Origin of the sequence: Gordonia sp. UBA7860 (assembly GCF_002500165.1) — a bacterium.
Lineage (GTDB): Bacteria > Actinomycetota > Actinomycetes > Mycobacteriales > Mycobacteriaceae > Gordonia > Gordonia sputi.
On the sequence record NZ_DLSO01000122.1, the window covers coordinates 1 to 7,167 of the forward strand.

7 protein-coding genes and 1 pseudogene are annotated in these 7,167 nt (G+C 65.3%); 3 read left to right on the forward strand and 5 right to left on the reverse strand.

All coding sequences use genetic code 11. The annotated features are described in order from the left end of the window. Positions 1–36: 36 nt before the first annotated feature. The 3 genes from B3T59_RS15185 to B3T59_RS15195 form a co-directional block, all read right to left on the reverse strand. Positions 37–615 carry a peroxidase-related enzyme gene (locus tag B3T59_RS15185; RefSeq protein ID WP_287004111.1) on the reverse strand — a complete coding sequence of 193 codons (579 nt, stop codon included), beginning with the start codon at positions 613–615 and terminating at the stop codon, positions 37–39. 57 nt (positions 616–672) lie between these two features. Beyond that, complete coding sequence (locus B3T59_RS15190) at positions 673–1,239, reverse strand: TetR/AcrR family transcriptional regulator (RefSeq protein ID WP_287004124.1); 567 nt, start codon at positions 1,237–1,239, stop codon at positions 673–675. A 71-nt stretch (positions 1,240–1,310) separates the two neighbouring features. Further along, positions 1,311–2,156, reverse strand: coding sequence for an SDR family oxidoreductase (locus B3T59_RS15195; RefSeq protein WP_287004113.1), 846 nt, complete (start codon positions 2,154–2,156; stop codon positions 1,311–1,313). 205 nt (positions 2,157–2,361) lie between these two features. Here B3T59_RS15195 and B3T59_RS15200 point away from each other — a divergent pair, with 205 nt between their 5' ends. Both B3T59_RS15200 and B3T59_RS15205 read left to right on the forward strand, forming a co-directional pair. Then, entirely contained in the window at positions 2,362–3,801 is a 1,440-nt protein-coding gene (locus B3T59_RS15200; protein WP_287004116.1) for a flavin-containing monooxygenase, read from the forward strand. Beyond that, a complete protein-coding gene (locus B3T59_RS15205) occupies positions 3,798–4,766 on the forward strand; it encodes an alpha/beta hydrolase (protein WP_287004118.1) in 969 nt (322 codons plus the stop codon). Before B3T59_RS15200 ends, B3T59_RS15205 begins: the two co-directional genes overlap by 4 nt. A gap of 1 nt (position 4,767) precedes the next feature. Here B3T59_RS15205 and B3T59_RS15210 read toward each other — a convergent pair whose 3' ends face one another. Continuing rightward, positions 4,768–6,294, reverse strand: a complete 1,527-nt coding sequence (locus tag B3T59_RS15210) for an acetyl-CoA acetyltransferase (RefSeq protein WP_287004120.1) — start codon at positions 6,292–6,294, stop codon at positions 4,768–4,770. Beyond that, entirely contained in the window at positions 6,294–6,989 is a 696-nt protein-coding gene (locus tag B3T59_RS15215; RefSeq protein WP_287004122.1) for a class I SAM-dependent methyltransferase, read from the reverse strand. The genes B3T59_RS15210 and B3T59_RS15215 overlap by 1 nt, the downstream gene beginning before the upstream one ends. Before the next feature lie 49 nt (positions 6,990–7,038). Here B3T59_RS15215 and B3T59_RS15220 point away from each other — a divergent pair. Further along, positions 7,039–7,167, forward strand: a pseudogene (locus B3T59_RS15220) (NADPH:quinone oxidoreductase family protein); the annotation flags it as partial.

The window sequence follows — 7,167 nt, forward strand, 5'->3', positions numbered from 1 at the left end:
CTGCCCACCGTTGATCGAGCTTGTCGAGATCACCCCTCAGTCGGCGGCGGGCCCGCGGTCGAGGGTGTGGTACTCGACGTTCGGCACGATGCCGAGGGCCGAGGAGATCCGGTTGGTGAAGTTGTACATCGCGGTCAACTCGACGACGTCCCAGATGTCGTCGGGACCCAAACCGGCGGCCGCGAGAGCATCGACGTCAGAACGCTCTACGGTCGCGGGCGCGCTCGTCAGCTTCTCGACGAAGACACAGATGGCGCGCTGCCGGTCGGTCAGATCGGCGTGACGCCAGTTGAACGTGACCCGGTCGGCATTGGCTTCGTCGTGTAGCTCATGCCGTAACGCCTGACCGTGCGACACCAGGCAGTACGTGCATCGGTTGATCCCCGACGCCACCACCGCGATCATCTCCCGGTCTGCGCCCGAGAGCGTCTCCGACGGCTCGGTGACCTGTCGAAAGTGGTTGAACCACGCGGAGAATCGCTCGGGGCGATGTGCATACGCCGTGAAGACGTTGGGCACGAAGCCGAGTTGCTCAGATGCCTTGCCGAAGAGTTTCTGTAGCTGTGGCGACAACTCGTCGACCTCGGCGTCGGGGAAATAAGATCCGCTGCTCACGGGACACGCTCCTCAAGGGGGTAATGACGGCCGGTCAGCGGCCGCATGGTCACTCGATCACGCACGCGGCTGCGCGCGAAGCCCTGGCATCACGAAGTTGAGGATGTACACCGCGACGGATCGCGGGTCGTCAGGGTCGATCGTCGTGCCGGGCACGGTGCCCAGGCTGATGAGGATGCGCGCGATCCACTCCGATGTCGTGTCGACGTCGTGCCCCGCGTCGACCTCTCCGGTGCGGATCGCGGCCTCCACATACGGCCTCCAGAAGTCAGCGAGGTCGGGGACGAGGCCGGCGACACCCGCACCCGCGCAGGTCGCGAACTCGTCGGGCTCGGTGGTGCGCAGGCGGAGAAGCAACGCGCCCGGGTCGTCGTACGCTCCGCGGCCGATTCTCACGCCGGCGATGAGTTGTTCGGCGAAGCCGCTGATCGCGTCGAGCTCGCTGCGGGCGTTGATCCAGAATGCCTCGTTGAGTCGGACGATGGTTGCGCCGACCATGGTCTGCTTGTCGGGGAAATGCCGGTACAGCCAGGCGCGGGAAACGCCCGCGACATCGGCGACCTGCTGCATGGTGGTGGCCCGGATTCCCCTGTCCGCCAACAAGCTTTCTGCGGCGTCGAGCATGCGGTCGGCCGCGGACGCCTCGACGGCTCGGGGCGCTCCGGTGGTCTCTGCCTGCACGACGCCTCCCTGCCTCATGTCAATTGGATGTGGCCGCTGCGTACGCCGGCGACAACACCGCCGTCGACCAGGATATCGGTCCCGGTGATGAAGCCGGAGCGCACAGGGTCGAGGAGGAACTCGACGGCCGACGCGATGTCTTCGGCCGTGCCGAACCGGCCCGCGGCACACTTGTCGATCATGGCCTCGTAACTCGAATGCGCGAACTCGGCATTGAACTCACGCCATCCCATCTCGGTCGCGGTGACGCCGGGGCACACCGAGTTGATGCGCGCCCCGCGGTCACCCCAGATCGGCGCAGCGGACTGTACTCGAAAAACGTTGCCGCGCTTGCTGTATCCATAGGCGAGACCGCAGGCGAACTCAGGTTGCACGTCGGGAAAGGCGAACATCGGTAGCCCGGCCAGCTCGCTGGCCGGAAGAGTCGCGAGTGCTGTGCCCTGCTCGGGAGTGACCGCGTCGGCGAAGATGTGTGCCGCGACGCTGGCGATGACGACGCCTGCGCCGCCGTCGGCGATGACCCGCCCGAACTCCTCTATGACGTATGCGGTGCCGACCAGATTGACCTCGACGATCCGCTCCGGAGTGGCTTGTGCCGGCGACACGCCCGCGGTGTGGACCAGGGAGGCGACCTCGCCCAGCGAGGCGGCTCGATCGGCGAGTGCGGCGACCTGATCGCGGTCGGCGACGTCGATCGCCTGCGCGGTGACGTCGAAGCCGCTGCGACGCAACGCGGACTCGACCCCCGCCAGGTGCTCGGCGTCGTAGTCGGCGATCAGCATCGGCCGACCCGATCCGAGACGACGCGCCACGGCCTCACCCATTCCGCCGACGCCGATGACCGTCAGCACTGATGTCATGGTTTCTCCGCTCGATCGTCGGAACGCGCCGAGGCGCGGGCTCTGCGCCGAACTCTATCAACGAAAGTAGACATTTTTGCCAAAGTGTTCACCGACTGTGGGCGTGAGGAGTAGACACAATTGTGAATCTGTCAACCACCTTGTCGACGCGATTTCCGTCGCTTCGTCATCACCGTCGCTTCGTCACCACCACCGAGAGGCAAATATGAGCGCACGTCCACCGCAGACGGCTGTGATCGGCGCGGGCATCAGCGGACTGACCGCAAGCAAGATGCTGGCCGACTACGGCGTGCCATTCGCCACGTTCGAGTCGTCGGATCGAGTCGGGGGCAACTGGGCCTTCGGTAACCCGAATGGCCACAGCAGCGCGTATCGCTCACTGCACATCGATACGTCCAAGCATCAGTTGTCTTTTCGTGATTTCCCGATGCCCGACGACTACCCAGACTTCCCACACCACACCCTGATCAAGCAATACCTCGACGACTACACCGACGCCTTCGGCCTTCGCGAGAAGATCGAATTCGGCAACGGGATCACCCACGCTCAGCGCCTCGACGGCGGTGGCTGGGAACTCTCGACGCAGCTGGGCGAGACGCGCTACGCCGATCTTCTCGTCGTCGCCAACGGGCACCACTGGGATCCACGACTGCCCGACTTTCCCGGCGACTTCGCAGGTGTCGAGATGCACGCCCACTCCTACATCGATCCGCGTACGCCGCTCGACCTCTACGGCAAGCGTATCCTCGTCGTCGGGCTGGGCAACAGCGCTGCCGACATCGCTGTCGAACTATCCTCGCGCACGCTTGAGAACACGGTCACCATCTCAACCCGCTCGAGTGCGTGGATCGTCCCGAAGTACTTGGGCGGCAAGCCCGCCGACAAGTACTACCGCACCTCGCCACACATCCCGTTCGCCTGGCAACGCAAGATCGCCCAGGTCTTCCAGCCGCTCACCGCGGGCCGTCCCGAGAACTACGGACTCCCCGCGCCCAATCACAAGTTCTTCGAAGCGCATCCGACGCAATCGGTCGAGCTGCCCTTCCGTCTCGGCGCGGGCGATGTCACGGCGAAGGGCGACATCTCGCGTCTAAACGGCGACACCGTGCATTTCGTCGACGGGACGTCGGCTGACTTCGACGTGATCATCTATGCGACCGGCTACAACATCACATTCCCGTTCTTCGATCCCGACTTCATCAGTGCTCCGGGCAATCAGATCGATCTCTACAAGCGAATGATCTACCCGGGCGTCGACGACGCATTGTTCGTCGGCTTCGCGCAGGCCACACCGACGCTGTTCCCGTTCGTCGAATGTCAGGCGCGGCTCGTCGGCGCGTACGCCGTCGGCCAGTATCAGCCCCCGCCCGTTGACGAGATGCGCAGGGTCATCGCAGAAGATCAAGAGTTCTACACCGGCCACATGGTGCGCAGCGCGCGGCACACCCAGCAGCTCGACTACTTCCTGTACGAACACGACATGCGCACCAAGGAACTACCTGCAGGCCGACGACGTGCCGCCGAGAGCGGTGCACCGGGTTGGGCGGGTGTCGCAGAGCGTTTTGCGCACAGTGGTGAGCCCTTGGCGGAATCGGCGCACACCGCAACACAATTGGTGTCGACAAGCGACGGGGGAGCACGATGAGTCAGAACATCAGAGAAGACGTCACCTTCGACAGCGACGGAACCGACTGCCACGCCTGGTTCTTCCCGCCCGCGGCACCCTCGCCCTTCGCGACGGCCGACGGTGTTCCCGTCGTCGTGATGGCGCACGGTTTCGGCGGCACCAAGGATTCGGGACTCGAACCCTTCGCTCGACGCCTCGCCGACGCAGGGCTCGCGGTGTTCGCCTTCGACTACCGGGGCTTCGGTCTGTCGGGAGGTCTACCCCGCCAACGGGTTTCGATGGCGGGTCAGATCGCCGACTATCACGCCGCAGCCGACGCCGCGGCACGTCAACCCGGTGTGGACGCAGGTCGCGTGGTGCTGTGGGGGCTGTCGCAGTCGGGTGGACACGTGCTGCTGGCCGCCGCAGACCGGACCGACGTGGCCGCGGTGATCTCGGCGGTACCCATGGTCAGCGGCTTGGCCGCAGGGCGTCACCACCTTCCGCATGTCGGCGTGTTCTCGATGCTGCGACGAAGCATCGACGGTATCGCGAGCGCGGCGTCGTCGAAATTCGGTGGCGCGCCCCATATGTTGCCGATCGTTGGTCGGCCGGGTCAGCAGGCGGCCCTCACCAGCTCCGGCTTCTACGAGAGCTACAAGGCTATCGCCGGACCGTCGTGGCTCAACGAGGTCGACGCGTCGGTGTCCCTCGAACTAGGCTCCTACCGGGCAGACAAGTACGTCGATCGGATCGACGCGCCGAAGCTCGTGCAGATCGCCGACTTCGATCGGGGGGCACCTCCGCACGCCGCCGCGAAAGCCGCGTTCAAGGCGCGCGCGGAGGTACGGCACTACCCGTGCGATCATTTCGACATCTTCGCCGAGGTCGACCCGGTGACCTTCGAACGCGTCGTCGAACATCAGATTGCCTTCCTGACAAGGCATCTGGCTGATCCCGCCGAGCCCCATGAGGTCGAGCCCGCGAGGTCGATGCCGCGGTGAGCTAGGCCAGGCGGGCGCTGTTGGCGCCCTCGGTCGCCTCGATCGTCAGCTCGACGCCGAACGGATCACCCGTCTCGAGCAGCTCGAGCAATGCGTCGTCGGAGGTCAGTGCGGCCACTCGGGCGTGGTCGTCGTGTGTTGTCGCGACGACCACGCCGACCGGCCCGCGCTTGCCATGATCGACGGTGTAGGTGTCGAGAGTTGCTGAGCCCGTGAAGAACTCGGCGACGGGTAGCGGAGCCGTTTCGTCGATGCGGGCCTGCAACGCGCGATCGGACCGAGGTGTCCAGGTGGTCGGCGTCGTCGAATACACTCCGACAGAAGTCTTGCTCATGATGCCGCCGTTGGCGACAACGAGGCCGAACGCGTTGGGTTGGCGCCGCAGTCGCTCGACGGTCTCGACGATCGCGTGGCTCGAGTAGTTGTGTCCCGGTCCGCCGAAAAAGGGCAGTCCACCGGTCACCGTCAGGCCGATCGGGGTGTCGACGTCGAATCCCAGTGCGTCGCAAATGTTGAAGACGGGGATGGGAAAGCAACTGTAGAGGTCGACGGTGGCAAGATCGTCGACGCCGACCCCCGCCATCTCGAGCGCTCCGGACGTCGCGATGGCGGCCGCAGGGCTCGTGCCGATGTCGGGTCTGGCGAGCAGTGCGTGTTCCCGAAGGTCGGTATGCCCGTGGAGGAACATCCATTTTTCGCGTGGTACACCCATCTCCGTGGCCTTGGCTGCCGAGGTGAGAATGATGGCGGATCCGACGTTCACCAAATCGCGTGCCACGACGAGGCGCGGATACGGCTGTGCGATGACGCGATTGGCGTCGGTGATCGTCGCCAGCTCGTCCGCGCCGCGGATCACGGGCGATGCCGCAAAGGGATTGGCCGCCGCCACTTCGGTGAACGGAGCGAACAGGCGTCCCATCGCGCGTCGATGATCGTCGACGCCCACACCGAGCCTGTTGCGTCGTGCATTCTCGGCGAGTGCATACGCGACCGGCATCGACGTCAGCCGGTGCCGGACCATCGTCATGTCGATGAAGTCTTCGAAATGTGGTCCGCGATCGTCGAGTTGACCGTCGACCTCATCACCGAAGTCGGGTTTGTCGTCGCGGTCGGCGAAGTGCCGAGCCGTCGATGTGGCTTCAGCACCGACGACGAGCACGCAGTCGGCGCTGCCCTTCGCGATCGCCTCGGCATGTTCGGTGACGAGCGACTGCGGCGACTGTCCGCCGACGACCTCGACGAGTACCCGCTCGGGCGTTAAACCGACGCGCCGCGCGACCGACCGCGGATAGTTGTTCGAGCGCCCCAGCGGACTGGGCACGTGCGGCATGTTCTCCATCTCGCGAACCGCCGCGATCACGTCGAGCGCTTCGGCTACGGCAGAGGCAGCGCCGGTGTCGGCCAGGGCATTTCGAGTCGCGGTAGCACCGAGATCGATGCTCGACCACGCCTGGTAGTCGGGAGTGTCGATGCGGTCGCCGGACTGCCCGACGCCGATGATGACCGGCGTGGTGGGGTCGATACTCATCAGCGCGGCAGCATTTTCCCGACGATGCCGGTGTCGCGACGCAGCACGCGCAGCGAGCCCTCTACGCGCACCTCCGTGAACTGGCCCGTTGCGAGTGCCTGACAATAGATCTCGTACGGCGGTCTTCCGCCGTCGGCGGGGTCGGGGAACACGTCGTGAATCAGCAGGGCGCCACCGATCCGAACCCACGGCGCCCAACCGTCGAGATCGTTCTGCGCGGCCTCCATCGAATGACCGCCGTCGATGAACACGAAGTCGGCGGGCGAGCCCCAGATGCGTGAGGCAACCCTCGACGGTGCGAGCACACCGATCACCGTCTTCTCCAGATCGGCGTCGAACATTGTGCGACGGAAGCGTGCCGAGGTGTCGAGGGTCCCGGTGTGCGGGTCGACGAGCGTCGTGTCGTGGTACTCCCAGCCGGGTTGGTGTTCTTCGGAACCGCGGTGGTGGTCGACGGTGACGATGGTCGCGCCGAGGGGTTCGGCTGCGGCGCCGAGGAACACCGTCGACTTTCCGCAGTAGGTGCCGATCTCGATGCCGAGTTTCGTCGAATCCGGTTGGGAGAGATACTCTCCGGCGATCTCGAAGAGTGTCTGCGCCTCGTCGAGCGGCATGAAGCCGGGCGCGTCGTCTGCGACCTTGCGTCGGATGGCCGAGGGGGCTGACGTCGGCTGCGAGGCCGAGGGTGCACTCATGTCCCAGATCCTAACCGTGCGAGCGTTCGCTCCGCGTAGGGTTGGCTGCATGAAAGCACAGGTGCTCACCGCAGAGTCCGGACCAGACGGTTTGCAGTTGACCGAGGTCGACGATCCGACACCCGGCGCGGGCCAGGTACTCGTCGACATCAAGTCGTGTGGCGTATGTTTCCCCGAC